General features: G+C 57.4%; 20 protein-coding genes. 12 read left to right on the forward strand and 8 right to left on the reverse strand.

Going from position 1 to position 26,719, the window contains the following annotated elements:
- Window positions 1-67: 67 nt before the first annotated feature.
- On the forward strand, window positions 68-721 hold the full coding sequence (locus Poly21_RS14870; protein WP_302118985.1) for an HdeD family acid-resistance protein: 654 nt from the start codon (window positions 68-70) through the stop codon (window positions 719-721).
- A 30-nt stretch (window positions 722-751) separates the two neighbouring features.
- Here the strand turns inward: Poly21_RS14870 and Poly21_RS14875 are convergent, their stop codons facing one another.
- The 3 genes from Poly21_RS14875 to Poly21_RS14885 form a co-directional block, all read right to left on the reverse strand.
- A complete protein-coding gene (locus Poly21_RS14875; RefSeq protein ID WP_302118987.1) occupies window positions 752-1,618 on the reverse strand; it encodes a hypothetical protein in 867 nt (288 codons plus the stop codon).
- A gap of 80 nt (window positions 1,619-1,698) precedes the next feature.
- Entirely contained in the window at window positions 1,699-3,828 is a 2,130-nt protein-coding gene (locus tag Poly21_RS14880) for a galactose-binding domain-containing protein (RefSeq protein WP_146407746.1), read from the reverse strand.
- A gap of 422 nt (window positions 3,829-4,250) precedes the next feature.
- A complete protein-coding gene (locus tag Poly21_RS14885; RefSeq protein ID WP_146407747.1) occupies window positions 4,251-4,565 on the reverse strand; it encodes a hypothetical protein in 315 nt (104 codons plus the stop codon).
- A 623-nt stretch (window positions 4,566-5,188) separates the two neighbouring features.
- Between Poly21_RS14885 and Poly21_RS14890 the strand changes: the two genes are divergently transcribed.
- The 7 genes from Poly21_RS14890 (at window position 5,189) to Poly21_RS14920 (ending at window position 14,177) form a co-directional block, all read left to right on the forward strand.
- A complete protein-coding gene (locus Poly21_RS14890; protein ID WP_302118990.1) occupies window positions 5,189-6,331 on the forward strand; it encodes a hypothetical protein in 1,143 nt (380 codons plus the stop codon).
- A 367-nt stretch (window positions 6,332-6,698) separates the two neighbouring features.
- Window positions 6,699-8,366: an ArnT family glycosyltransferase gene (locus Poly21_RS14895; RefSeq protein WP_302118991.1), complete on the forward strand. Its 1,668-nt coding sequence runs from the start codon at window positions 6,699-6,701 to the stop codon at window positions 8,364-8,366.
- 22 nt (window positions 8,367-8,388) lie between these two features.
- On the forward strand, window positions 8,389-9,285 hold the full coding sequence (locus Poly21_RS14900) for a DUF1559 domain-containing protein (RefSeq protein ID WP_302118993.1): 897 nt from the start codon (window positions 8,389-8,391) through the stop codon (window positions 9,283-9,285).
- A 385-nt stretch (window positions 9,286-9,670) separates the two neighbouring features.
- Entirely contained in the window at window positions 9,671-10,006 is a 336-nt protein-coding gene (locus tag Poly21_RS14905; protein WP_302118996.1) for a hypothetical protein, read from the forward strand.
- Window positions 10,007-10,077: 71 nt separating this feature from the next.
- Window positions 10,078-11,184, forward strand: a complete 1,107-nt coding sequence (locus tag Poly21_RS14910; RefSeq protein WP_146407751.1) for a hypothetical protein — start codon at window positions 10,078-10,080, stop codon at window positions 11,182-11,184.
- Between the two features lie 986 nt (window positions 11,185-12,170).
- Window positions 12,171-13,487 carry a TrkH family potassium uptake protein gene (locus tag Poly21_RS14915; protein WP_302118998.1) on the forward strand — a complete coding sequence of 439 codons (1,317 nt, stop codon included), beginning with the start codon at window positions 12,171-12,173 and terminating at the stop codon, window positions 13,485-13,487.
- Window positions 13,488-13,520: 33 nt separating this feature from the next.
- The gene (locus Poly21_RS14920; RefSeq protein WP_146407753.1) at window positions 13,521-14,177 is read left to right on the forward strand and encodes a potassium channel family protein; all 657 of its coding nucleotides are present in this window, start codon (window positions 13,521-13,523) and stop codon (window positions 14,175-14,177) included.
- A 120-nt stretch (window positions 14,178-14,297) separates the two neighbouring features.
- On the opposite strand, the gene rsgA is transcribed toward Poly21_RS14920, so the two are convergent.
- The 3 genes from rsgA to Poly21_RS14935 all read right to left on the reverse strand — a co-directional run bounded on the left by rsgA (window position 14,298) and on the right by Poly21_RS14935 (window position 19,025).
- Window positions 14,298-15,506: a ribosome small subunit-dependent GTPase A gene (rsgA, locus tag Poly21_RS14925; protein ID WP_146407754.1), complete on the reverse strand. Its 1,209-nt coding sequence runs from the start codon at window positions 15,504-15,506 to the stop codon at window positions 14,298-14,300.
- Between the two features lie 4 nt (window positions 15,507-15,510).
- On the reverse strand, window positions 15,511-17,535 hold the full coding sequence (ftsH, locus tag Poly21_RS14930) for an ATP-dependent zinc metalloprotease FtsH (RefSeq protein ID WP_146407755.1): 2,025 nt from the start codon (window positions 17,533-17,535) through the stop codon (window positions 15,511-15,513).
- A 125-nt stretch (window positions 17,536-17,660) separates the two neighbouring features.
- Window positions 17,661-19,025, reverse strand: coding sequence for an outer membrane protein assembly factor BamB family protein (locus Poly21_RS14935; RefSeq protein ID WP_302119003.1), 1,365 nt, complete (start codon window positions 19,023-19,025; stop codon window positions 17,661-17,663).
- Window positions 19,026-19,130: 105 nt separating this feature from the next.
- Between Poly21_RS14935 and Poly21_RS14940 the strand changes: the two genes are divergently transcribed.
- On the forward strand, window positions 19,131-20,351 hold the full coding sequence (locus Poly21_RS14940; RefSeq protein ID WP_146407756.1) for a M24 family metallopeptidase: 1,221 nt from the start codon (window positions 19,131-19,133) through the stop codon (window positions 20,349-20,351).
- 92 nt (window positions 20,352-20,443) lie between these two features.
- Here the strand turns inward: Poly21_RS14940 and Poly21_RS14945 are convergent, their stop codons facing one another.
- Both Poly21_RS14945 and ispH read right to left on the reverse strand, forming a co-directional pair.
- Window positions 20,444-21,955 (reverse strand): leucyl aminopeptidase, encoded by a 1,512-nt coding sequence (locus Poly21_RS14945; protein ID WP_146407757.1) that lies wholly within the window; start codon window positions 21,953-21,955, stop codon window positions 20,444-20,446.
- Window positions 21,956-22,036: 81 nt separating this feature from the next.
- Window positions 22,037-22,987 carry a 4-hydroxy-3-methylbut-2-enyl diphosphate reductase gene (ispH, locus tag Poly21_RS14950; protein WP_146407758.1) on the reverse strand — a complete coding sequence of 317 codons (951 nt, stop codon included), beginning with the start codon at window positions 22,985-22,987 and terminating at the stop codon, window positions 22,037-22,039.
- Window positions 22,988-23,224: 237 nt separating this feature from the next.
- On the opposite strand from ispH, the gene hpnC reads away from it, so the two are divergent.
- From hpnC to hpnE, 3 genes are read left to right on the forward strand one after another with little or no spacing between them, the layout of a single operon-like run.
- Window positions 23,225-24,193: a squalene synthase HpnC gene (hpnC, locus tag Poly21_RS14955; RefSeq protein WP_146407759.1), complete on the forward strand. Its 969-nt coding sequence runs from the start codon at window positions 23,225-23,227 to the stop codon at window positions 24,191-24,193.
- On the forward strand, window positions 24,193-25,200 hold the full coding sequence (locus Poly21_RS14960) for a phytoene/squalene synthase family protein (protein ID WP_146408714.1): 1,008 nt from the start codon (window positions 24,193-24,195) through the stop codon (window positions 25,198-25,200). Before hpnC ends, Poly21_RS14960 begins: the two co-directional genes overlap by 1 nt.
- Entirely contained in the window at window positions 25,197-26,708 is a 1,512-nt protein-coding gene (gene hpnE / locus Poly21_RS14965; protein ID WP_302119006.1) for a hydroxysqualene dehydroxylase HpnE, read from the forward strand. The genes Poly21_RS14960 and hpnE overlap by 4 nt, the downstream gene beginning before the upstream one ends.
- Window positions 26,709-26,719 lie beyond the last annotated feature (11 nt).

The following is a 26,719-nucleotide window of genomic DNA, read 5'->3' on the forward strand; positions in this document are numbered from 1 at the left end:
TGTTCGACTCCAGTGTCTCAGGAGTGGACCCTTTTCTAGCCGCCAGATCCCTACGAGAGCAACTCTCATGACTGACTCATCGACACCACCGACAACTCCCCCATCGTCCCCGTCACCTGCGATGGGCGACCATCCCTCTGCTCGCGAAATTGTCGGTGCTCTGAGTAAGATTTGGTGGTTACCCCTGCTGCGTGGTATCTTTTTAATCGTGCTCGGGATCTACGCACTCGTGCAACCTGAAATCACCATCGCAGCCCTCGCGCAAGTCATGGGATTCTTTCTGATCTTTGACGGGGTGATCGCAGTGGCCGCTGGGATTGTGGGCGAAGTGCCATCGCGTGGGTGGACGATTCTGCGAGGCGTCATCGCAGTCCTGGTGGGAATTCTGGTGTTTGCCCATCCCGTGCTCGTCGCCGGGATGACCACGGTCGTGATCATCTACATGATCGCGTTTTCGGCCATCTTCAGCGGTGTGCTCGAAATCGTGGCAGCGATTCGTGATCATCGCGAGATCAACGGTGTCGGTTGGTATATTTTCAGCGGTATCCTATCCATCATCTTCGGCGGACTGCTCTTGATGGCGCCTTTCATGTTCGGGTTGACGATGGTGCGTATTATCGGTGTCTTTGCCGCGATCGCTGGCGTCGTGATGATCACTCTGGCATTTCGACTCAAGGGCATTGGAAAGCACTTGCAGTCGCACGTCGAACACGCGAGCTAAGATTGCCTGAATTAGAATCAGTCGCGTTTGTCACTGACAGTCTTGGGCCGAGGTGCGGTTGTCCTCAGTGGATTCGCTTTCCGGCTCTTCGTGGTTTGCATCCGACTCGCCTCTGATTGCCGCGTCGCCCGTCGCTGGGAGGCGATGAATTGACTGTTCGAGGATCATGATCTTCTGCCAGATTTTGCGTGACAGTCCGGTACTGAGCTGCTCGACATCACTCACCGAGGCAACCGAATCGGTATCGTCAAAATCACGCACATAAAGTGCCGCGATCTTGCCTGTCAGCGACAGCATCTCACTGCAGTAATCCAGATAACGGTTCAATTCCAAGGGCGTCATTTGCTGCTGGGGTGAATTGGTCGTGCCTTGAAACTTTTGCAGCACCCGCTCGGGATCTTTCGTCAACTGGTGCATGTCAATGATGTGGCAGATCGAGCGCAGTTCGTGGATCGCCGACAGGGCTCGTCGTCGTTTGATCCGTTTTTCCAGAGAAATCAGGAAGTAGAGTGTCGCGCCGAACAGCAACAGCACATTCGCACCTGCTTCGACTGTCGCAACCAATTCGGAAGTTTCACGAATTTCGATCCGGTGACCGGATGCCCAGTACGCTGCAAACCAAATCAACAAAATGATTGACGAGACAGCGAGTGTGTAGCCGCTGACACGAATCCAGATAATGGGGCGTCCGATCTTGGTGGAACGCTCCGAAGCTCGCCGCGCCACATTGAGTAGGTCGCCACATAGACCGCATAGTCCGCTGTCGGGAAACCGTTCGCTGATCCGCACCTGCAGGCGGGCGATTGTCTCAATGACATGAGCCTCCTTCAGAATCAATTCATTTTTCAGGACCTCGCGATCGCGGGAAGGTCGAGCCCGACGAAATGATAGCGGCATGATGTTAGCGTGCAGAGATGATGCTGATTGCGAAGCCAAAGCGTAGCAGCTTCAGAAATAGGACTCGATCGATTTGGCTTCTACGGCTGTACTCGCTGACCATAAATTTCGATATCAGCGATCCGGGCAATCGAATCGGCGCCCGGATTATCAATCAGGATGCGAATGTAACGTGCGTCTACTGGAGAGTATTCCAGGTCACTGACGTTGGCGGTGTTGCCACGGATGGTGTCAATCGTCTGCCACGCCCGGCCATCTTGACTCACCTGCAAGGTGAAGTCACGCGTGTTCCTGTCTCGGTTCAATCCGTGTTCTCCCGCGTGCCGGATAACCCAGCGATGAATGCTGTGCGCGGACCCGAGATCCAGCTGCAACCAGGGTGGAGCCGCAGCGGCGGCATCAGCCGATGCGGTCCAAATGGTTGTTGGTGTGCCATCGGTCACGGTGCCGCCAAGGTCGGTGGAACCATGATCGCTGGCCATCGTGGCCGCTGACATACAGAGGTTCCACGGTAGCTGGTGGGCCTCGTTAAACAGATTGAAATAATGGTCAGCCCGAACGAACTGTACCGCGCTCGGAAAGCGTTCGTCGAGACGCGAGGCGATTTCGACAATTCGATCGGGTTTCAGTTCATGCCACACATCGACTTGATAGGCGAGAAACAATGGGCCTGTGCCGTCCCAATCGCCTAGTTCATGCTGCAGCGAAGACTCCAGATGCTCGATCGATCCGGCGTAAGGGATCACGAGTTTTTCGAATCGCACGCGATCTCCCTCCACGCTTCCCCGCACGCTCGGGACATCACGAAAGTTCTGGACGGTGGCGCCATACAGATTGCGACAGTTGCGCTCGTAGGCTGCGCGTTGCATTTCGTTGGCGTTGTCCCAGATCGTAATCACCCGCAATCCTGATCGCTGCAAGTACGTTTCGCTCAGACGGGCGTACCCCTCCATTCGATCGGAATCCTTCAAATATATCCCAACAGGCGCACCCGGTTCGGTCAGCGTGTTCACGGGCATCGCATATCCCATGCCAGACGGGCCGGTCACAAAACAATCGTTGGGAGTGGCTGTGCTGTAATAGTAATTCAAGATCCCAGGTCCGATGTCGACGAGTCCAGGAGCGATCGTCCAGTTCAATGGCAGCTGTGCGCGTGCGTCGGAACTCGCATCCCAGCGCCGCCGCATCGCATGCTGGGTGTACTGGATGTTGTCTCCGTCACTAATGAAGACTGCGATGTAGACTTTGTTTTCAAGCTGCGGCTTTGAGGGGACCGCGGGAATTTGAATTTGATGATTGGTGCCGGAGAAGATGCTGGAGTTGCTGTAATAGTCAGCAGGCAGGGTGCCAATACCAAACTCCGAGGCGGTCGTAATTCCAGAACGCTCGCTGGCATACCACCCCAATGCGATGGCATCTCCAGCGGTCATGTCGCCGTAAAATTTTCGCATCACATCACGCTCGGCGGGGATCCGCCCGTCCAACCAAACAACGGCCGCACCGCACGCGGTGGCGATATCGCGGGTGTGATGGAAGTTTCCGCCCTCATCATCAGGGCGGGCGCTGACGATGAGTCGCCGAGTGCAGTCGCCCCAATAGCGATCGTAAAGATAGTTGTAAATCTCAATCGGCGAGGTGAACTCCAGTTCGGTTAGGTCGACGGCGACGTTGGGGTTCATGCCTTGATCGCGAATCCGCTCGAGCACCTCCGTGGTCACGGGCAGTGCACCGGAGAGGCCTGCGACCGTCCCCGCCAGATTGCGGTAGTGTGGACTTCGTGTGGTGTCATACAACACCACGCCATTGAAATCGCTTGCGTATTTCTTAATCAGGTCGTATCTCGAGCTCGCATCAAAAAAACTCATTTTCCCCAACGCCACGGTACTTGTCTGCGGCCAGGTTTTTGATCCCTCTTCGGCGCGTAAATCAGCGAGGTAGATCCGTGGCTGCTGCTTGTTGACGTAGCCTTGCAAGGCTGAGAACGTTAGCTGCTCGTCGGGAGATAGGGCACCGATCGGGACAGCATCGAGTTGCGGCGCAGGCGTCGCGAAGATCGGCAATGCCTGACCGGTCGGCCAAGAAATGCCCGCGCGGATTTCGACGACCGCAGGATAGGATTGATATTGGTTTTGAGAGGTTGCCGCTACAACGGACGCCGTGGGGGCGAGCATGGTGCAGAGCAAGCCAGCCGAGAGGGCGAGATAACGCATGAAAAGGAGCTTCGAATGGAGACAGAGACGGAGGGTGATGTCATTTGGCATCACTCGATCAGCCGGTGGACGCTAGCCCCGGTTTCTTCCCCCGAAACGCGATGCGTTAAGGGAACCGGGGCCGACACCCGTCAACTAATATACCGAACAATGAGTTCATGTCTGCTCAACAGTGATATTTGCAGACGTCAGTTTCTTTTACGTGAGTGTGTGGAGCTCAGGGTTATGAGACGACGAGATGAAGTGAGAACACCGGTGATCTTAGCGGAATCCAGCTCATCCGAAGGCCCGTCTCCCGCCACGCGTGGGGCTCAGCGAAAACCACGTGGAGGATCACTCGTTGATGATGTCTGTTCGGAAACTCCGCGACGCGAATGCGCAGGCCAAGGTGGAAATGTTGGTATGGATGGCGTGGATAGCCTCTATAAATCACGCAAAAACATAGCGACTGAATAAGCAGCAGGTGTGATCGCGACGAGGCCACCTCCGGTCATGCGGGCACAGTTGCGAGCATTGCTTAGATGATGCAAGTCCTCAACCGAGGTCGCCCACATTGAAAACGCCAAGAACGCCGATTGCGTGAGAAGCAAGAGGCCAAACAACGCCAGCGGGATGGACACGATCATGACGACAATCAACGCGTCGGGATGGACGTCCCGAGTACATCGTTGGGCAAATGCGAACAGCAGCGAGGCAACCACAGTCAAACGAATGAGCGAGCGGAGCGTGAATTGCATTTCAGAAAAGCGGATTACTTGGAGCGATTAACTGGACGGCCCAGCAAGCCGTCGCTGGCATGGCTCGCACTGCTGCGAGTGTGCAACTCATTGTGATCCAGCTTGGCCTTCGACCCCACCCGAGGGTCCGCTTCCGATTTGGATTTCGGTTACCGAATGTTCGCTGCATTGCAGCGACCTCCGGCTCTCATCTGAAAACTGCTTCTCGGTGGGAGCGACTTAGGTGAGCGTCATACCACGCTACAGAGCATAGCCGATTTCTGCGTTGGTCCATTCAATCGGGATCGCCTCCGCCATCCCGATGGGATCTCAATGATAATAGCCGGTGGTAAACGCACCGCCTCCTCCGGACATTGAAAGAGAAAAATCCGGAGAGATTTTTGTTGACAACGCATCAGGGGGGGGGGTAGGTTGCTTCGGTCGTTTGCGTATTCAAATCTCGTATTCGCATTTCCGAGGATGACTGAAGATGATGAGAGCCGCTTTCTAGGTTGTGGCTCGGCTTGTCGCCAATGTCCAACTTGCGTGGAGGGTGGGATGGGCATCCGCAGCAGCTGGATCTCGGGATACGGCTGAGTGACCCGTTGCGGTTCTTAGGCAATGAATTATTTAAGGATGACATCATGTCCAACACTACGCTACGGGATCTCTTGTGTTTGACGCGGCTCTGTGCCTTGTTTGCATTGGCAATCTTTGGATGCGTGTTTGCTTGCTCAACGGTTCACGCAACGGACTTCGAGAATGGTCGTCCGTTGACGACCGAGGAGAAAGCAGCCCGATACGACGCAATGACCCACCAGGACTGGTTTGCGGGCAAACGATACCTTTATCGAGTCCGTTGCGTCTTTGATTCGAAAACATCGCCGCCAATTCAGCTGCAAGGGAAACGAGTAGACTTGCTGGCGGAAACGGAACGCGAACTGATCATTGGCAAGCCCTATCGCGGCAGCGGCATCTTTCCCGTGTACATTGCCTACAAGATTGAGAATCCAGGCATCCCAATCTATGAGGACGATCAAGTTATTTGGAAGTGGTACGCCTTCAACGGAAAGGAAAGTCGGAGTTGGGAGAACAACTTATTCGACGAGCACAGCCAGGGCTCATACCATGATGGTGCTGTCAGTGCCCAAAATTCAGCCCGCTTGCTTACGTTCGATCCTTTTTTTGAATTATTGACCGGCTTGAGTCGTTATCGATGTTCAGGAGGTTCGGTTCCTAAACTTCCATACTCGTTTGATGAGATTGATTCGCGCGAAATCGACTACCCTCCCTTTGGAACTTGCGTTGAGTCGCGGGCGAAGGCGTTGGACGAGAGCGATGGCACCCTGACCAATATTACATTGGATGCTCCTGAATACTTGACGATCTTTGCTTCGAGCGACAGGCAAGAATATCGGCCGGTCACCGAGATTGCGACATACAACCAGCAGAGATTTCCGGCGAAGGGCAGTCAGAGGGACATCGGATGCACGTGGGAGTACGAATTGATTTCGGTCGAGGATTTCGAAACGCCGGCCCGCGCAGCAGATTGGTTCCCCAACTGGCCCCGAGGCACGTCGTTCACAGACAGAACCCGGGACAAGATCCTTCGCATCCCATTTAGTTCGGATGAGAGAAAGGCGATTCAAGATTACATCCTGACCACCCAGAAATTAGGGTTGCCGGCGATTGGCTGGTCGCTCTGGACATGGGTAAATGCATTGATACTCATGATTTTGGTGAGTTTGATCGGTTTCAAGGTCTACAAGAGCATTCGGGCTGAATGATGATGCGTTTTAGGGCAAACTGGATTCAAACTGGAGAGTCAATCGGGCATTTTAAGACTCATGCGACCGAAGCATGCGCCGTAGGTTTTGGAGGCATAATTCAAGTCACCACGAAGTACGCTCACGTCGGATGAGAAAAATTTCGTGGATTTTTAATTCGAATTGAATATTCATGTGAGCATCAGGGACAACAGCGGCAGAGTGTCGACCCAGAGGACTCCGATGCTGGCACAATTTGGAGTTGAGATTGTCGACTAGCGGGATACTCAATCGGTGGGTCGCGCAAACTTGGCCAGTCGCTTTGATGGTGGTGCTGCTGTCGCTTCAATCTGCTTGTTTGGGATGGCACGCCTACCGGTCTTCACCCGTGCATGACGAATTCGGCCACTTCTTTGCTGGCCTCGCCTATTGGAAATACGGCGATGTTCAGCTATTCAATGTCAACCCACCGCTGATTCGCGGGCTGGGCACTTTTCCAGCGTCACGCTCGTCCTTGCTGAACGATTTGGATCGAACAGACTGGGAGCCTCCCGATCGTCCTGAATTTCTTGCTGGTCGCCGTTTGTTCTTGCAACATCCAAACGACTTTCAATCGACTCTTTTTCAAGGCCGATTGCTGGTCAGTGTTTTCGCACTCGTCGGGACGGTAGTTTGTTATCTGTGGGGCCGGGACCTCAGCAACCGCATCGGAGGTCTATGCGCCGCAATCTTGTGGGCCTTTCAGCCTCAGGTTCTGAGCCATGGATCTTTGATCACAAACGATGTTCCCGTCGCCGTGATGATGGTCGCATCAGCCTATTTATTCACCAAATGGATTCAGAGCCGGACAATCATCCATGCTGCTGGCTTGGCAGTGGCCTTTGGAATCGCATTGATTTGCAAGTTCACTGCGTTATTGTTGGTACCGCTCTTCGCAATGTGGATTCTGATCACCACTCGTACCAATCAATGGAAAGCGACGCTCTACCAGTCCAGCGTGTGCCTCGCGATCTGCTGGCTGATTGTTTGTCTTCCCTATCGATTCGCTGGCGTCTTGCAACCGCTCGGAGAGCATGGGTTTTTTTCGGACACACTTAGCCCGGAAGGCGAACCGGTTCCGTCGTTGACGGGCAATCGGTTCCGCGGAACTCTCTTGGCGAATTTGCCGACACTGGTTCCTGCCCAGTACCTTCTGGGGCTTGACCGCCAACAATATGACTTTGATCGCGGTCTTTCGTCCTATGCTTGGGGCAGCAATCATTCGCGAAGTTGGTGGTGGTTTTACCTCTATTCGATGATGGTCAAGCTCCCTGTGGGGACATGGTTGGCGATTGGCGTGGGACTGGTTGCCACAGTTCGCCGATTTCAACATTTCGACCAATCGATCGCGCTCGCGACAACCTCAGCCATGTTGATCCTGTTCGTCATTTCGGTGAAATCCGGGATTGGACAACAGGTTCGCTATGTCATCCCGGCCTACCCGTTTCTGTTTGTCTCGGTCGCCAATGCGTTCTCAGATCGCGAGACGATATCGCGGCGAACGCATGCGATTTCAAACCTGATGCGTGGTTTGGCAATCTTCGGCTGCTTGTTGTCTGTGTCAGCCTCAGTGCGCGTGGCACCGGACTGGATGCCATTTTTCAACCAAGCTGTGGGTGGATCGTCGCAAGGCTTCCGCTATCTCTACAACGATGCCACCGACTGGGAGCAGTCACGCTACGATATGGAGGATTGGTTGCACCAGCATCCTGGTGACAGGCCGGCATTTTTGGTGACCGATACCCTGGCACGCGATGAATGGGCGCGCTCGGACACGACAGCCTCCGTGCAGATGACTTCTGTTTTGCCAGCGATACCTGATGGCGACTGCTGGCTGATTGTCAGCCAAACATCGCTGAGCCTGAGGAGTGATGAGAAATGGCTGTGGCATCAAACCCCCGTCGATTCGATTCACGGCGCCTATTTGGTTTACAAAGTCAGCGGGCAGCAGTGCCGAGAGAACCTAAATGCCATCCTGGAAATTCGGCGTGTTCCAGAAGAAGATTCACCACAGTGACTCCAACGAAAGGTCTTTTGAGATGTGTATGCGAAGAGATGCGTTTACGCTGATCGAACTTTTGATCGTGATCGCAATTGTCGGTTTGTTGGTGTCGTTAACATTGTCCGCCGTCCAGAGCAGTCGGGAAGCAGCTCGACGCTTGGACTGCTTGAATCGAATGCGACAGCAGATTTTAGCCGTGCAGAATTTCCATGCGTCATTCAGTCTGATCCCTCCCAACGGCGGCCCAGCGTCCGGCAATGATTTGTCTCTGCTGGGTGGACCGGCGATTCAACCATCGACGTTCGAACGCAACGCAAGCGAGATGCTACTGTGGGGAGTCGGCGACCCGAAGCGAGTCGGCCAGATGCAAACTGGACCATGGACCTACAGTATTCTCCCACAACTCGAATTGGGAAACCTGCACGATGGCACACGCCCCGTCGCGAACATTCCCATTTACGGGTGCCCGTCTCGTTCCGACCGGACCCCCACGGCTACGGTCAATGACCTGCATGGTGAATACGAATCAGGTGGTTTGATCCTCGCGAAAACGGATTACGCAGGCAATGAGTGGTTGATGACAGATCGCCCCCACTGGAAGCGATTCCGCGACGTCCAAGACGGCTTGAGCAATACCATTGCAATCGGCGAGAAGGCCTACGATCCCACTGTGCAAACGCCCTCTTCCTGGTACTGGGATGAGCCGATCTGGATCGGCGGGAGCAACGGAACGGTTCGTCGTGGAAAGCTCATCGTGCCGGACTTGGTAGGCATTCCCTACCGAGACAACTGGGGATCGGCGCACATCGCAGGAGCTAATTTTGCGATGGTTGATGGCAGCGCCCGATTCATTGCGTCTTCCATCGAAGTCGGCGTCCTCGGTGCTCTGTTAACTCCGGCAGACCAAGACGGCACCCAAGCAGAAAACAATTGAGGGACACCAGAAAACAATTGAGGGACACAGCACTCTCGGAACAAGTGAGGGACATAGCACTCTCGCGGATAAAAAAAGAAGTTAGCGACACAGCACTCTCGGGGATAGTTCATAACAAGTGAGGGACATAGCACTCTTGCGGATAGTTTGACTTCATCCGAAAACAATTGAGGGACACAAACAAGTGAGGGAAACAAGTGAGGGAAACAAGTGAGGGAAACAAGTGAGGGAAACAAGTGAGGAAACAAGTGAGGAAACAAGTGAGGAAACAAGTGAGGGACACAGCACTCTCGGGGATAGTTTGACTCCATTCATGCAGGGGGATAGGGTGACTTTAGAGGCTGTCGGCAAAGTTCCTGAAACTGCGAGGCGAATGATGTCCCGAATGGCACGCTGTGAAATCTTTGATCCCGATGAGGTGGCCATCGCCCATGTGTACACTCGCGTGTGCCGGAGGTGCTTTCTGTTGGGAGACGATCCGTTCTCCGGTAAGAACTTCGACCACAGAAAGGTCTGGATCGAGGAGCATTTGCAGCAATTCGCTGCCTTTTTCGGGATTGATTTGCTTGGCTTTTCGATTTTGTCAGACCATTTTCATCTCATCTTGCGCTCGCGCCCCGACATCGTCGCAACGTGGAGTGATGAGGACGTGGCGCGGCGGTGGTTGATGCTGTGCCCCCACAAACAAGTGAGGGACATAGCACTCTCGCGGATAGTTTGACTTCATCCATGCAGAGGCATAGGGTGACTGGAGAGGCTGGCGGCAAAGTTCTTGAGAATGCGAGGTGGGTGATGTCCCGAATGGCACGCTGTGAAATCTTTGATCCCGATGAGGTGGCCATCGCCCATGTGTACACTCGCGTGTGCCGGAGGTGCTTTCTGTTGGGAGACGATCCGTTCTCCGGTAAGAACTTCGACCACAGAAAGGTCTCGATCGAGGAGCATTTGCAGCAATTCGCTGCCTTTTTCGGGATTGATTTGCTTGGCTTTTCGATTTTGTCAGACCATTTTCATCTTATCTTGCGCTCGCGCCCCGACGTCGTCGCAACGTGGAGTGATGAGGAAGTGGCACGGCGGTGGTTGATGCTGTGCCCCCACCGCCGCACAGCTGATGGTTCACCGATGACACCGACTAATCCCGAGATCAAGTCCATCGCCGGGTGTCCTATCAAACGCGCGGAAATCCGCCAGCGTCTGAGTAGTTTCAGTTGGTGGATGCGGTTGCTGTGCCAACGGGTGGCGACGCGGGCAAATCGCGAGGACGAGCAGACCGGCCGATTTTTCCAGGATCGATACCACGCTACACGATTGGCCGATGAAGCCTCGCTGCTGGCCTGTGCGGCGTACGTGGATCTCAATCCAATCCGAGCAGCGATTGCGGAAACGCTAGAGCAGAGCGATCACACCTCGGTACAACGCAGGATCGAAGCGTTGGTAGCGGAAGCCGCTGTTGCTAGGGAGCCTTGCAGTGGCGCAAACGGCGGAGAGGCTGATGACGCGCGGAGCCGCCGGTCGACAACTTGTGGCGACGGGTTTCTCTCGCCGGTATCGATTGACGAGCAGTCCGATCCGGTGGGCCCGTGTGAAAATGCATCGGGAAAACGCTGTAGCGACAAGGGTTTCTTGGCCATGCGGGCAGCGGATTACTTGGAGCTACTAGACTGGACGGCTCGGCAAACCGTCCCTGGTAAGCATCGCACCGCTGCGGGTGTGCCGCCCATTCTGGTGCGGCTTGGCCTGGACAGGGTGACTTGGTGTGAACTGGTCAAGGACTTTGGCCGCTTGTTCTGTAGCGTGGCGGGTCGTCCTGAGTGTGTGGACTCGATGCGCTGCCACCGAACCCACCGCCGCTACCATCTCCGCCGCCGGGCTCGCGAGCTGCTGACGACAAGCGGGTAGCGAATCTCGCTGATTTTCGTGTGCACCAAACCGGTTCTAGGAACCGATGAAGATGGGGTACGCACCGACGTCATTTTGCCGCGTCAACGCTCAGGCTCAACCTGACACTGGCCGGCCCCAATACCAGAGAAGTCAGCTCAAATTGCGATCGGGCTCATGCGGGGGAACAGCGGCTAGCCTGACAAGATGCTGTGTCCCCAGGCTGCTCATCCCCAGGCTGCTCCAAACTGGTTCTAGGAACCGATGAAGATGGAGTACGCACCGACATTGTTTTGCCGCGTCAACGCCCAGGCTTAGCCTGACACTGGCCGGCCCCAATACCAGGGAAGTCAGCTCAAATTGCGATCGGGCTCATACGGGGGAACGGCGGCTAGCCTGACAAGATGCTGTGTCCCCAGGCTGCTCCATTGCCGCGTCAACGCTCAGGCTCAACCTGACACTGGCCGGCCCAAATACCAGAGAAGTCAGCTCGAATTGCGATCGGGCTCATGCGGGGGAACAGCGGCTAGCCTGACAAGATGCTGTGTCCCCAGGCTGCTATGTCCCAGGCTGCTAGTGTCCCCAGGCTGCTAGTGAAATCCAGGGCTGCTTTTGATTTTTACAATCGTACCTTCTGGGGCTCAAACCCTCCTCTGGATCTCTCAATCCAGGACGGGGTTACTGCCCGGCGAGTGCGAATCGCTTATAATCTTCGTCGCTGGCGAGGCACGAGTTGGATGATGTTCGATGATCGGCTTGTGTCCGGCCAGCAAATTGGGTTGGATTGACCAATCAGTTTGATCGCGGAGCGGAATCGCAGTTAGCGAAACGGAACGACATTGACGAAGCCGAAGCCCTCCCGTGTATCCTCAAAGCGATCCGCAACCCAAGTTGGAGGAGCACGGGCGCGTCGAGCGCAGAGACCCCGACGGGCGGAAGTTCGCTGGGATACGTCGCTGGAGGGAAACCAGGCGTTTTGGCGTAAGGTCTCTCCGCCGCAAATGTTCGTGGGCTCCTTTCTTCTCTTGATCACGCTCGGCACGTTGGGGCTCAAGTTTTTACCGGGGCTGCGTACCGCCGAGGCGCTCAGCTTCACCGATTCGCTGTTCATGACCACGAGTGCGGTGTGTGTCACGGGGTTGTCAGTTTCCGATCTGGCGACGGAGTTCAGTCTTGGCGGTCAAGTGTTCATGCTGGTGCTCGTTCAGCTGGGTGGGCTCGGGATGTTGGCGTTCACCAGTTTGCTGATTCAGGTACTCGGCTTTCGCTTGTCACTCGGGGCCGAATCGTTGACCTATGAAGCGCAACGGGGGGCACCCACCGTGAATGTACGACATCTGACGCGGGATGTTGTGTTGTACACGTTCATGATCGAGGTGATTGGGGCGATTGCGTTGATGATCGCTTGGGGACCGCGAGATGGGATCGATCAAGCGTGGTGGCCATCGGTGTTCCATGCGGTCAGTGCGTTCTGCAACGCTGGATTTTCAACGCACAGCGACTCACTGATGGGATTTCAATCTTCACCAATGACCATCATGATCGTCTCGGCGTTGATCATCGCGGGCGGAATTAGCTTCGTGACGATGGAGGAGTTGTGGTTGTCGCTGCGGACTCGTAAACGGACTCGGCCTCATCGATTGTCTTTGCATTCGCGATTGGTGCTGTGTGTGACAGCCATCCTCCTGATCGTGCCATGGCCAATGTTTGCTGCTTTTGAGTGGTATGGCACGCTCAATGAAATGTCGCTGGTCGATAAGTTTTTCAATTCGATGTTTTTGAGCGTGACGCCACGGACCGCTGGGTTCAACACGATCGATTATGCAGCTGCGTCGGATAGTACTAACTTTCTGACAATACTTCTAATGACCGTAGGTGGATCTCCTGGATCGACTGCGGGTGGTATGAAGACAACCACGTTCGCACTGGTCGTATTGATGGCTTGGTCGCGAATTCGCGGCCATGAAACGACGCTTTTCGCGAACCGTTCGATTCCTAGCGACACGATCCAACGAGCAATCGGGTTGACGGTGGTAGCGGTGTCGTTGATGGCAATTGCAGTCTTTGCGTTGGCCATCACGGACGAGGTCGCTGGTCAACGAGGGCATTTTTTGACGCGGATGTTTGAAGCCGTTAGCGCTTTCAATACGGTTGGGTTGTCGATGAACTTAACACCGGAGTTGTCGTACTGCGGGCGTCTGGTCACGATCGTGTTGATGTTTGTCGGTCGAGTGGGGCCGTTGATGTTGGCTTCGGCACTGGTGATCGGTCGGGGTCACCGAGGGCATTTTCGGTATGCTTATGAGGATGTCGCAATTGGCTAGTCCCAGTAGAAATTCAACACAGGAGACGCTGCATTGAAACGGTACGTTGTCATCGGGCTGGGAAATTTTGGAGCGAGTGTTGCCGAGGCGCTCTCGGCCAACGGGGCGGAGGTGATCGCAGTTGATATGGACGGCGATGCAGTCGACAGGAACGCGGTATTCGTTGCGAAAGCTGCCGTGGGAAATGGCACCGACCTCGCCACGCTCGAGCGTCTTGGCGTTCGCGGGGTCGATGGGGCCGTGATCTCTACCGGTGACGATATTACCGCGAGTATTTTGACGTCGATGGCATTGCGTGATCTGCGTGTCAGCCAGGTGTACGTCAAAGTCAATTCTCGCGATCATGCGCGAGTCATGGAACGGATCGGTGTGACCGAGATTGTCTTTCCGGAACGTGAATCCGCAATTAGTTTGGGAAAGCGAATGTGCGGTAAAGCGGTGCTCAATCATGTTCGCTTGGCGACAGGATTTAGCATTCAAGAGATGGCGGTACCCGAAATATGGCAAGGATTTTCCTTGCGAGAATTGAAGTTGCGGCAGAAATACGAAATCACGGTGGTGGCGCTCCACGACATTCTGCGCGATACGATTGCAGCCACCCCAGACCCCGACACTCAGTTAAAAGACAGCGATACGCTGATGGTAGCGGGTAGCGATGAAATGCTCGCCCGCGTGGCCGCATTGCGGTAGCGAGATGTTGCCCCCGCCAAAGAGAGCGGTGAGAGTCCGCATGGTTCGATTACCGCTGTGGTTTGCCCGAACGGGCGATACTCGGCGAGTGCGTTCGGACGAGGGGGCCAGGCGATGGGCCTATTCAGATAACAAATCGTCTTCGAGCAGGTGGCAATAGGCGTCGTAGCGGCGGGCATCAATGCGGCCGTCGGCGACGGCGTCTTTCACCATGCAGTCGTCTTCGTGTAGGTGTAGGCAATCAGGGTAACGGCAGCCGCTGACGTAGGGCCGGAGGTCGGGCATCAATCCCGCCACCTCGGTCGCTTCGATATCCCATAATTGAAACTGGCGGATGCCTGGTGTGTCGAAGACGGCGCCGCCGCGGGCGAGCGGGATAAGTTTTGATGCGGTGGTGGTATGTCGCCCCTTTTGGTTTTCCACACTGACGGTCGAGACCGCGAGTGCCAATCCAGGTTCGATTGAATTGAGCAAGCTGCTCTTGCCCACACCGCTCTGTCCGGCGAGTGCCGTCTGTCGGTTTTGCAAGAACGCGTGCAGGTATTCGAGGTTCTGGCCGGTGTTCGCGGACGTTGTCAAGACGCGATAGCCGAGCGAAGCGTACACGCCGACGAGTGCCTGCAACCGCAGCGGATCGATGAGATCGATTTTGTTGATCACGATGACTGGCTCAATATCGTGCTGCGAGGCGGTCAGCAACATGCGATCGATGAGCGTGGGTTTGATCCCGGGTTCGGCGGCGCTGGCAATGATCAAGAGCGCGTCGACGTTAGCGGCGATCACGTGTTGTTTATTGCGACTGGTGCGGCAGATGATACCGTGTCGAGGTTCGACACGTTCGATCATCCCATCGCCGGTGACGACTTCATCGGCGCGGCGTCCGGATTGGCCATCGTCCCCCTCGCGACCTTCGATGCGAAACCAAACTCGGTCACCAGCGACGACGACGCCTCGTTGATCGGTGGCGAGTGATTTGAGGACTTGGCGCACCGCACAGGCGTAGAGCCGGCCATCGTCGGCCTGCACCTTGCTCTGGCGACCATGAACACTGAGCACGCGGCCATGGGTTAGCTGGGCCTCGTTGACGCGGACTTCAACTTGGAGTCCGTCGCTGCCCCGCGGTGCATTGTCGGCACCCGCGATCGTTTTTCGGCGAGTGAGTTCGCCTTTGCCGCTGAGGCGTTCACCGTGGGCGGCATCATCGAGGCGTGATGACACGTCCTGTTGGAATTCACGCGTCAGGTCGCTTGTGCGGACGCGACCCTGATGCTTCTTGCGGAACTCAGCCCGCAATTTTCCCTTCGACTTGCCCTCTTTTTTCTTGGCCAACGTGTCATTCTTCGTGGGGAACGGTGGCACCCGAGCTGCGTTCGGCGGCGCCTTCGGGCGCCATGATTTGCTCGACTTTGCCCTCGCGGTCACCTTTGCGTTTGTGAATCGATGGGCCGATCAGTTCGGTGAGCTCCGCTTCGTTGAGTTCCTCACGTTCGAGCAATCCGCGGGTGATTGTTTCCAGTTCACCGCGGTGTTCGCGAAGCAACTGTTCGGCCTTTTGATCTGCTTCGAGCAGCAATCGGGCGACTTCCTCATCGATCAGTTCTTGGGTGTGCTCGCTGAACTGGCGTTGCTGATGAATTTCACGGCCGAGGAATGGATCCTCATCGCTGGTTTTGTAGCTGACCGGACCGATTTTGGGGCTCATACCCCAGTGGGTGACCATCCGCCGCGCGATACTGGTGGCCCGTTCCAAGTCATTTTCTGCGCCGACACAGGTTTCGCTGTAGATGATTTTTTCAGCGGCTCGCCCGCCCAGCAGGACGATCAGCTGATGCAGCAGCTCCTTCTTGCTCATACTGAGCCGGTCTTCATTCGGCACATACTGGGTCACGCCGAGGGCGCGACCGCGGGGGATGATGGTGACCTTGTGGACGATGTGCGAACCCTCGAGGTGCCACGCGGTGAGCGTGTGTCCGGCTTCGTGGTAGGCGGTTTTTTCTTTCTCGTCTTCCTGAAGAACCTCCTCGCGTTTGGCACCCATCAGGATTTTGTCGCGGGCAAAATCGAAGTCTGTCATCTCGACGACCTTCTTGTCTTGCCGGGCCGCCCAGAGTGCGGCTTCGTTGACCATGTTACGGATATCGGCACCGGTCAAGCCAACGGTGCCGGCGGCGAGCCGGCGGAGGTCCACGTCTTCGGCGAGCGGTACATCTCGCACGTGGACCTTGAAGATTTCCTCACGGCCCTTCATCGTGGGCCGGCCGACGGTGACATGCCGGTCGAAGCGGCCTGGGCGCAGCAGGGCGGGGTCGAGCACGTCGGGCCGGTTCGTCGCTGCGATGACGATGACGGCGTGGGTGCCGCTGAAGCCATCCATCTCGCCGAGGATTTGATTGAGGGTTTGCTCGCGTTCGTCATGCCCGCCCCCCAGTCCGGCACCGCGTTGGCGACCGACCGCATCGATTTCGTCAATGAAGATGATCGACGGCGAATGCTCTTTGGCCGTTTTAAACAGATCGCGTACCCGGCTGGCACCGACACCGACGAACATTTGAATGAATTCGCTGCCGTTGACGCTGTAGAAGGGCACTTCGGCCTCACCAGCGACCGCTCGGGCGAGCAGTGTTTTTCCCGTCCCGGGGGGGCCATTGAGGAGCACGCCCTTGGGAACTTGGCCGCCCAATCGGGAGAACTTGTCGGGGGTTTTGAGGTACTCGACGATTTCCTGCAAGTCGGCTTTGACGCCCTGCAGGCCAGCGACATCGTCAAAGGTGATGACTTTATCGGTGGCTTCGAATCGTTTCGCGGGGCTTTTGCTGAACCCTGAGAGAAACCCGCCACCGCCCATCATTTCGTTGCGACTGCGGCGGATCATCGTGAAGATTAGAAACAGGATGCCCAGCGGCAAGATCAGCATCAGCAGGACCTGCATGATCGCAGCAGTCGAATCCGGCTTCTTGAACTCATAGCTTTCGACGTCGGCCCCTTTGGCCTCTAGTTCTTTCGCCAGATTGATAGCGTATTCCGAACCCGCCGGACGGGTGAACACAAACTTTTTGTCGTACTTTTCCGGTTTGGTATCCTCGTCGATATTCTTGCCTTCGGGAAACGGCTTTTCCGGGGCCAATTTGAATTCGCCGGTGACTTCCAGGTCGCCAATTTGGACGGATTGCACGTTCTTTTTAGCGAGTTGGTCCTGGAAAAATTTCGCCGTGATACTGTCTCGTTCTTCCCCGCGGTTGAGGAACAGGAGTGCTGCCAGGGCAGCAATCACCAGCGCAATCATGACCGGATTGCCGCTCCGGCGACCACCGTCTTGCTCTGTCGGTTCTTTCGAGGGGGACGGGGAGTCCTTGGCCATATCGTTTTCCTATCGTGTCGCTGGGTAATGACCGGCTTGGCGGTCCAGCCACCCTGCGATTAAGTTTTTAAGAGAGGTATTGAGGGAGTGTACCGCGAAATCGGACTCGCGACTAACCGAGTAACTCAGTTACCGATCAGGTAGAAATAGTTCTTGGTCCTTAGGCCCAGTCGTCCGTTGATCGGCACGAGGCTGGCTACGGTGTATTCTTCGTCGTCGGCAACTTCGTTGGTCCGAATGACTTTGGCGTCGGCACCGAGGGGCTCGACGACCTGGGTGATTGCGTCTTCGCTCGTCACGTACATCCGATTACCGGCGACCAGCGGAGAGCTGCTGTAGCTTCGTCGTGTCCGCGGCAAATCAACGGTCCACTGGGTCTCACCGGTATCCGCGGACAAGGCGTAGGCAGTTCCCTTGTCATGCTTGACGTCGGAAACCATGTAGACCACCCCGTCACGCAAGGCCGGTGTCGGCACATCGCTACCGATATCGTCGCGGAACCAGAGAATCGCGTCTTGGCCTTCGCCAGCGACCACTTTCTGCATATCGACAGCCGTCAGCGTGGCTCCGCGAGAGTACGGGCAGATGATCAAATTGCCCTCAGCGACGGGGGAGGCGATGGAGCGGAAGAACTCTTCGCCACCAGGGTTGAAGCCGCCGAGTCGGCCGAGCTCTTTGCCGTCGGCGGAGCGGTGGATCGTTAAATGGTCCGCCCCCAGCGTGGCGATTGCCGATTCTCCGTTGATCTCAACTTCCAGCGGCGTGGAATAGCTCTGGGCGGCTTCTTTGGGGGCATCGGTGAGCCGATCGGTTTTCCATTTCAGTTCACCGGTGGCAATGTCGAAGGCCGCCAAATAGCTCGGACCGGTTTGCATGACGGCGACCACGACCATCGAGCCGACTTTGACCGGTGACGAGCCCAAGTCCCACCACAGGGAATCCTCGCCGAATTTTTCCTGAATGTTGACTTGCCAAACGAGCTTGCCGTCGGTGTTGACGCAGGCCAAGTCGCCACTGCGGAAATAGGCGACAACATGTTTGCCGTCGGTGATCGCCGACGGATTGCTGCCGCTGCCCTTGCGGTGCTTGTTCCCGCGGTCCTCGCCCAGTGGCACCTGCCAGCGAATGGTGGGCTCGGCAAGATCGGGATTAATATCGATCGCGATCAGGGTGTTTTTGCCATCGACGCCACTGGTCAGATACGCGGTCTGGCCAGCGATGACGGGCGTGCTGCCACCGTCTCCAGGAATCGCGACACGTTTGGCCGCAGCCTCATCCCAGGACGTCGGTAGGCTGGGCTGGTCGGTGACACCCTGTTGCGAAGGGCCTCGCCATTGTGGCCACGAGGCTGAGTTTCCAGCTTGGGAGGAATCGTCGGCAACACCGGACTGGGCGGCGATCCACGTGCTCAGAAATAAACCTGCCGCCACGGCTGGAACCGATACCTTGAACATTCTCGTGCCTTTGGATGGGAGACGTTTAGCAATCATCGAACGACCCATTGTGAAGCAAACAGCGGGCCATCGCTAGTAGCAGCTGTGAGTGTGGATTGCGGCCACTCGGCAGGCTTGACTCGGTGCAGTAAACTAGCCCTTATGATTCACCAAACAATGATTCACGCGGCGCGGGACATGTCACCGAGCGCTGCAACATCGGCGACGCTCCTTGCCGGCTTGGCCGACCGAAATCCCACCCTATTCCGTCGCATTGGGTTGCCTCTGGGGGATCCCTCGGCGAGCATCGGGTTGCCCTCGGGCAACAAAATTCGCATTGTTCGCGACTTGGAAATGGACCGCGTGCAGGCGGTGGGGGCCGATTCGGGCGACGATAGTGTCGCGATTGAACTCGGCACGGTGTTCTGCCCAGCGGATTTCGCTCCGGCCGAAGGCAAACTCAGTGCTGATCGTGAGACTGCAACGGCCCAGGCGGTCACCGAGTGCTTGCTCCGAGAGGGCATCACCCGCGTACGCTGTGACCGCACCCTGCCAATGATCTATGCCTACCATGTGGCCGCTGCTGGGATTGAATTGGACTACGACGACGAGCTCGGGGTGGTCGATCGACGGGTGAAAACGGAATCAGAAATCACCTCGCTGCGGCAGGCTCAGCATGTGACTGAACAGGTCATGTTGCAGATTTGTCGCCGAATTGCGACGGCGTCGGTCGATGACGACGGGCATTTGATCGATGAGGCGTACCTGTTAACGAGTGAGCGGATCCGCGCTTTCGCGTCGCGACTCTTCATGGATCGTGGATTCACGATGAGTCATGGTGCCATTGTCGCGTCGGCTCCCCATTCCGCTGATTGCCATCATGCGGGCACGGGACCGCTGTCGACGGGCGTACCGATCATCGTCGATTTGTTTCCACGCGATGAGTCGACGCGTTACAACGGGGACTGTACCCGGACGGTCGTGCACGGCACCGTGAGCGATGAAATTGCCCGCATGCACGCTGCTGTGGTCGCATCCAAGGCTGCTGGGGAGGCCGAGTTAGTCCCTGGTGGAAGCGGGGACGCTGTGCACCGCGCAGTGATTCGCTCGCTCGAGGCGGCTGGATACGAATCGCATCGCGGCGAGTTGACCGACGAGCCATCGATCCAGCATGGCACGGGGCACGGTATTGGATTGGATGTGCACGAGCCGATTCTACTCGATGAGGGCGGCGGCGAACTGCTCGCTGGAGAAGTTTTCACGGTCGAGCCAGGGCTCTACGGCCGTCGCACGGGCGGAGTGCGGCTCGAGGACATGCTCGTCGTCACTGAGAATGGTCCCGAAAATCTCAATGAACTGCCGTTTGATCTGGATTGGACTTAAAAGGCCGTTGATTGGCGTGCCCAGGAGGCAGTGCCTATCAGAACCGCAGGGCGTGGCCCACGCGGTTCATCGCGAAAATCTGCCGTCGGTGTTCAGTCCTCGACCGAGTTACCGATCCAGCGTACGAGCGTTCGGACCATCACGCCGGTAGCCCCCGCATCGCGGCTCGGTTTGGGGGTATCCGCAAATGCGGGCCCAGCGATATCGATGTGCAGCCATGGTGTGTCCTGGACGAAGGGTTCCAGGAATTTGGCGGCGGTGATCGCGCCTCCCCAGCGGCCCTCGCCCACGTTCTTGATATCGGCAATTTTGCTTTTGACTTTCTCATCGTAGAGAGAAAACATGGGCAGCTGCCAAACAGGCTCGTCTTCTTGGCCGGCGGCAGTGGTGACCTGCTCGCAGAGACCAGGATTGTTCGTCATCAGCCCCGCCACCTCGTTGCCCAAGGCAACCATGCACGCGCCAGTGAGGGTCGCCAGATCGACGATGGCCGAGGGCGCCTGCTCGACAGCCACGTCGAGGGTGTCGGCGAGAACGACGCGGCCCTCCGCGTCGGTGTTGCGAATCTCAATCGTTTTTCCGGAGCGTGTTTCGATCACGTCGCCGAGTTTGTAGGCGTCGCCGCTGATCATGTTTTCGGCCAGCCCACATAATCCAATGACATTCCGGCGAATGCCCAGACGTGCGATCGCCTGCATCACACCGACCACTGTCGCGGCGCCCGCCATGTCACATTTCATGTCCACCATCCCTTCGCTGGGCTTGATTGACAGCCCCCCGGAATCGAACGTGACGCCCTTGCCGACGATGGCCAGTGGCGGTTCGCTCCCGCCGCCATCGTGTCTCAAGATCACCAGTCGGGGTGGGCTCGTCGAAGCACGTCCCACGGCCAAAATCGCCCGACAGCCTTCGGCTTCCAGTCGCTGTTCATCCCAGATCTCGCACTGCAGCCCCTCGGTTGCGGCCATCGCAGCGGCTCGGTCGGCAAACTCGGCGGGGTTCATGATGGTCGGAGGTTCGTTGACCAACCGACGTGTCAGGTTGATCGACGCCCCCAGTTTTTCACCCGCCAGGGCGGCGGCCTGTGAGATGCCGACAAAGCTGATCGCCGACGGGACGTGCGTGGCCGGTTGGCTTTGGTAGAGATGTTGTCCCTCGCAGGCGTTTACCGCGCCCGCTACGACAGCGTCATGATTCTCGCTGGCGATGGTCTCGCCGATGAGAAATGTGATCTGCGACCGAGGTTTATCGGCGAGCCGCCGAATGACAGCGGCGGCGGCGTCGAAGGTGCTGCCGCGAGAGACGTCAGCGGGTTTGCCCAGACCTGCTACGAGGAGCAGTGGGGTGGATTCGGCCGAGGTGGCGATGCACAGAAGTTCCCCGCATTTTCCCTCGATTTCGCCTGTCTCGATCAATCGATCGATGGTTTCGCACAGGTGGTCGCCCAGCCCAGCACGAACGCGGGAGTCGACGGTGGCACTCCCAGGTGTACCGTTACTACCCGTTTCGCTTTGTGAGACAAAAATCGCCAGCACCCCGGGCGTGGCGGGCAGTTCGCTCAAGGCGGTGATCGTCGGGTTGGGCAGTGGGAGGGGGGCAGCCATCAATTAATTCTTTCAGGGGGGAAACGACGTAGGGCAGGCTTCCGGCCTGCGAGGTATGCGGCGACAGGCGAGAAACCAGTCCTAGGGATTTACCGTCAACTCTTTCGCGTAGGCACGCAGGGGCTTGGGAAGCGGGAATTTCACATCTTCCTTGCGAATCTCGCGCTGTTCGAGCGTCGCATCGTAAATTGACACCAGCCAGTCGATGGTGGCTTGGACCACTGTCTCGGGGGCGCTTGCCCCCGCCGTAATCAACACGGTGTCGGTGTGTTCGAACTGATCGGTGTCAAGATCCTGCGGTCCGTCGATGAGATAAGCTCGCTGGCCTTTCTCGGCAGCAAGTTCTCGCAGTCGTTGGCTGTTACTACTGTTCTGGCTGCCGAGGACGACGACCACGTCGGCCTCATCGCTGAGTCGCCGCACCGCTTCTTGACGATTCTGGGTGGCGTAGCAGATGTCGTCCTTGGGTGGGCTGTGAATCTCAGGAAATCGCTCGCGGAGCCTGCGGATGACACGATTGGCATCATCGACGCTCAAGGTTGTTTGAGTCAGGTAGGCAAGCTCGGTACCAGCGGGGAACTCGAGCGCGTCAACATCGGCCTCATCCTCCACCAAGACGATCGCTTCGGGGGCCTCACCCATCGTGCCCAGGACCTCATCGTGGCCCTCGTGACCGATCAAAATAATCGTATAACCCGCTTTGGCATACTTAATCGCCTCCAGATGAACCTTCGTCACTAAGGGACACGTCGCATCGATGGCGAACAATTCGCGATTCCGGGCGGCCTCACGAATCGCTGGTGACACCCCGTGGGCAGAGAACAGTAGCACGCTGCCGCGAGGAACCTCGTCGATCGTCGTGACAAAGACAGCTCCTTTGCCCTCGAACGCCGTCACCACATGTTGATTGTGGACGATTTCATGATAGACGTAGACGGGAGGTCCGAACTTTTTCAGCGTCAGATCAAGAGAGTCAATCGCCATGTGTACGCCTGCACAGAATCCACGCGGGGCGGCTAAGAGAATCTTCATGGTGGTCTAAACAACAGGGCAAATAGGAACACAAGCGACGGCGGAACGCATCGCATCCACGGTGGTTGGGGTCGCTCGAGCAGGGGAGCCACGATCGGGCGAGCTTGGTTACCTGCCCGCCGAGCGAAAAAACTCCTCGCCAAGGAATGTCAATCGTCGTCGAACCGGTAGAATAACCGCTGACCCGCCACCACGTCCAACGGACCCCCGCTACTTTCACCCCCATCTCTCCTCCCCGTGAGCTCGACCGTTTCTGTCTCCACCCCCGTTCCCGATCGCGAGCTAGCCGCTTCGCGCAAACAATGCCGCGACATCGCTCGCTCACACTACGAGAATTTTGTCGTCGCCAGCGTGCTGTTGCCGCGGCGGATGCGTCAGCCATTCTACGATGTGTATGCGTTTTGTCGGGCCGCCGACGATGCGGCCGATGAATCCGCGTCCACCGCAGCGGCGAACGAGGCGCTGGCGAGTTTTCGCATTTCCATCGCGAATATCTACAGTGGCGGAGAGGTTACGGGGCCGTTCGTCGCTTTGGCCGAGACGGTGCGGCGATTCCACCTGCCGCGAAAACCATTTGATGATTTGCTCGATGCCTTTGTCCAGGACCAGACCGTGCATCGGTATCGCGACGAATCGATGCTGCTGGACTACTGTTGCCGGTCGGCCAACCCAGTTGGGCGGATCGTCCTGGCGCTGGGAGGGTGCGATACCGAGTCGCACTTTCGGCTCAGCGATGACGTTTGCACCGGCCTGCAGCTCGCGAACTTTTGGCAAGACGTCACGCGTGACTTTGCAATTGGACGAGTTTACTTGCCGGAGTCGGTCATGCAGCGACACGGTTTTGATGCCGCTGTATTAGCAGAGACGATCACGCACTCTCGTCCAACTCCCGCGTGTGTTCGGGATGCCATTACCGAACAGTGTGACCGAGCCCGGGGGCGTTTGCGTCGAGGTCGCACACTGGTCGCGACTGTGCCCCGGTGGTTGGCGGCTGACGTTGAGTTGTTCGTGCGGGGAGGACTGGCGACGCTCGATGCGATCGCGAGGATCCAATATGACGTCCTGCGATATCGACCGAAAGTAAGTAAACGCAAGCAGGCTTGGTTGGTCGCAAGCACCTTCGTTCGCGGCGTCATGGGGCGCCCCCACGGCAACGGCACTGGTGACGAAGCGATCGCACCCGTCACCGGCGGGAGTCACCAGTGATGACGTCCAGCGACAATGCTCGAGTTGCCTCCAGCTACGCGGCAGTGCGTCGGATTTCCCGGCAGAGCGGCAGTAATTTCTACCGGTCATTTTGGCTGTTGCCGCGGCTGCAACGCGATGCGATGTCAGCGCTCTACGCGTTTGCGAGGATCACCGACGACCTTGGGGATTCCAACGAGCCAGTCATGCTGCGACGCCATGCTCTGAATTGGTGGCGACAGACGACGGCCATGAATTTAATTGGTGACGCGTCTGCCACGATTCGGTTGGCGGAGGAAGTCGACGAGTTCTCCCCGGCGGTGGCTGCCAGGTTGAGAGCCCGTGCCGGCGAAATCATGCCCGCCCTGCGGCATGCGTCGGATCATTTTTCGATCCCATCGAGGTACCTGCTGGAGATCATTGATGGTGTTTTGGCTGACCAGCAAAAGAGTCGCTTCGATACCTTCGAGCAACTCGAACACTACTGCTATCTCGTCGCTTCGGCGGTCGGCATCGCCTGTTTACACATTTGGGGATTTCGGGAACCGCTGCCTATGCAAGCGGCTATCGATTGTGGACTGGCATTTCAGCTGACGAACATTTTGCGAGACGTTTCCGAAGATGCGGCTCGAGGCCGAATTTATCTGCCGCGGCAACACTTTGAGCAGCACGGTCTGGATGAAGACGATCTGCTACACCCGCGCCGCGATGCGCGGCTGCGGTGCCTGATTCTGGACGAAACGCGTCGAGCATCGGAGTTATTCGATTCGGGCTGGCGGGTGTGGGATTCGCTCGAAGAGCCTGGCCGCCCGATGTTCAGCATGATGTGGCGGACGTACCGGGCACTGCTGCAGCGGATTGCGGAAGATCCCGATGCAATTCTCAGCCGCCGGGTGTCGCTCGGAATGAAGACGCGATTGGGGATCGTTTCGAGTCATTTTGTCGGACCGCTCTATCGCCGGTTGCCCGTGCCGCCAGCGGAGGTGGGACGCGATCCCCGCACGCCGCCCCTGCAGGCGCATTCGTGACTGAGTCGGCAGTGGCGGAGCCTGCGACCCGGCCGCGCATCGTCATCATTGGTGGCGGGATCGCTGGTTTGTCCGCCGCGCTGGCGTTGTCGAGTCCGCCCCTGCGAGGCGAGCACTCAACCGATTGCCACGTCACGCTGATCGAATCACGCTCGCGGCCCGGGGGTCGGGCTGGTTCATTCGCCGAGCCCATCTCCGGTGAAACGGTGGACTACTGTCAGCATGTCGCCATGGGCTGTTGTACGAATCTGCTCGATGTGCTCCATGAAACCGAATTGATTGAGCATTTCACTCGATATGATGACCTTCATTTTTACCATCCCGGTAGTGGAATCTCGCCTTTTCGGGCAAGTCGCTGGTTACCCGCTCCCTTACATTTGCAGCCCGCATTGGCAGGCCTGAACTATCTCTCGGGTAAACAGCAGCGTCAAATTCGTCTCGGGATCTGGAGACTGATGCGGGCCACCCCGGCCGTGATCGCGAAGATCGATGCTGCGACCTGGTTGGCGGAGAACGGTCAAGATGACGAAGTGAGGACAAAATTTTGGGACGTGATTTTGGTGAGCGCGCTCGGCGATATCCCCGAGAGAGTTTCGATGGCGGCGGCCCGCAAAGTCATCATCGACGGATTTGCCGCGGCGCGAGGTGCCAGTGATGTGTGGGTCCCCAACCGTGAGTTATCCGAGATCTTTGGTGTGGGGATGACTCAGCGTTTGCGCGACCGCGGTGTCCTCGTGCGCACCGGGGCCACCGTCCGCGATATTCGCAGACCCGATGCGGGCGGCTACGCCCAGGTCGCTGGTGTGGTGCTCGGCGACGGCGAGACGGTGCCTGCCGATCACATCGTCATAGCGACGAACTGGCGATCGGCGTCCAGGCTGCTGTCGTCGCTCGGTGGCCAAGGATCGTCACCCGTGTTGGAGTCGTGGTCTCGCGGGTTGGTTGCGACCTTGTCGTCGATCGAGCTGTCCCCAATCACTGGGCTGCACCTGTGGTTTGACCGTGAAATCACGTCGCACCCCCATGTCGTGATGGTCGGCACGACCGCTCAGTGGTTGTTCCGTGATCCCGTGAGAGAACGCGCCGATCAGGTCGCCGGTTGCTACTACCAAGTGGTGATCAGTGGCCAGCATGCATGGAGCCATGCACCCAGGAACGGGTTGGTTGAGCAGGTTGCCGGTGAACTGCGAGCGGCATTTCCGGCGGCGAGCGACGCCCGGTTGTTGCATAGCCGGATCGTGACCGACCCGGCCGCGGTGTATCGCCTCAGCCCCGAATTGGATGCCCGCCGTCCGCCCGCGTCGACGCCCCTGAAGTGGTTGCACTTGGCGGGTGACTACGTCCAAACGGGCTGGCCGGCGACGATGGAGGGGGCGGTGATCAGCGGCCGGCTGGCTGCTGAATCGATTCTTTCGCGGCAGCGGGATACTTCCCCTCTCGCGTCGCTGGTGTTACCGGGGCTCCGGCCGGGCTGGCTGGCCCGACGGTTGATCCGCCCGATTTGGTGAGGGACGACGGC

It is taken from the genome of Allorhodopirellula heiligendammensis, from assembly GCF_007860105.1.
Lineage (GTDB): Bacteria > Planctomycetota > Planctomycetia > Pirellulales > Pirellulaceae > Rhodopirellula > Rhodopirellula heiligendammensis.